Consider the following 1,238-nt stretch of genomic DNA (forward strand, 5'->3'; position numbering starts at 1 on the left):
ATTTTCGTAATCCTTGACAGACCCCTTGGGGTTATATGGTCAAGCGATTAAGCGCATACGGTGGATGCCTTGGCAGCCAGAGGCGATGAAGGACGTGATAGCCTGCGATAAGCGTTGGCGAGGTGGCAAATACCCTGCGACCCAACGATTTCCGAATGGGGAAACCCACTCACCATCAGGTGAGTATCTATAGGCCAATACATAACCTATAGAGGCAAACCCGGGGAACTGAAACATCTAAGTACCCGGAGGAAAAGAAATCAACCGAGATTCCCCAAGTAGCGGCGAGCGAACGGGGACCAGCCCTTAAGCGATACAACTGACAGACGAACAGGCTGGGAAGCCTGACGATACAGGGTGATAGTCCCGTAGTCGAAGTCTGAGTATCGTGAAATCGAGTAGGTCGGGGCACGAGAAACCTTGACTGAACATGGGGGGACCATCCTCCAAGGCTAAATACTCCTGGCTGACCGATAGTGAACCAGTACCGTGAGGGAAAGGCGAAAAGAACCCCGGCGAGGGGAGTGAAATAGATCCTGAAACCGTATGCGTACAAGCAGTGGGAGCAGACTTGTTCTGTGACCGCGTACCTTTTGTATAATGGGTCAGCGACTTATATTCTGTGGCGAGCTTAACCGATTAGGGGAGGCGTAGCGAAAGCGAGTCTTAACTGGGCGACCAGTCGCAGGGTATAGACCCGAAACCGGGCGATCTATCCATGGCCAGGGTGAAGATTGAGTAACATCAATTGGAGGCCCGAACCCAAGTATGTTGAAAAATGCTGGGATGAGCTGTGGATCGGAGTGAAAGGCTAATCAAGCCCGGAGATAGCTGGTTCTCCTCGAAAGCTATTTAGGTAGCGCCTCACGTATCACCGCTGGGGGTAGAGCACTGTTTCGGCTAGGGGGTCATCCCGACTTACCAACCCGAGGCAAACTCCGAATACCAGTGAGTGCAGCGTGGGAGACACACAGCGGGTGCTAACGTCCGTTGTGAAAAGGGAAACAACCCAGACCGTCAGCTAAGGTCCCAAAATCCTGATTAAGTGGGAAACGATGTGGGAAGGCTCAGACAGCTAGGAGGTTGGCTTAGAAGCAGCCATCCTTTAAAGAAAGCGTAATAGCTCACTAGTCGAGTCGGCCTGCGCGGAAGATATAACGGGGCTAAATCAGGTACCGAAGCTACGGGTTCATCCTTATGGATGAGCGGTAGAGGAGCGTCGTGTAAGCCAATGAAGG

The 1,238-nt window shown here is 52.3% G+C and carries 1 rRNA gene; it reads left to right on the plus strand.

From position 1 onward, the window contains the following. Positions 1 to 37: 37 nt before the first annotated feature. Positions 38 to 1,238 (plus strand): 23S ribosomal RNA (locus tag CFN46_RS17350); the annotation flags it as partial.

This window comes from Cobetia sp. QF-1 (assembly GCF_002213105.1).
Lineage (GTDB): Bacteria > Pseudomonadota > Gammaproteobacteria > Pseudomonadales > Halomonadaceae > Cobetia > Cobetia crustatorum.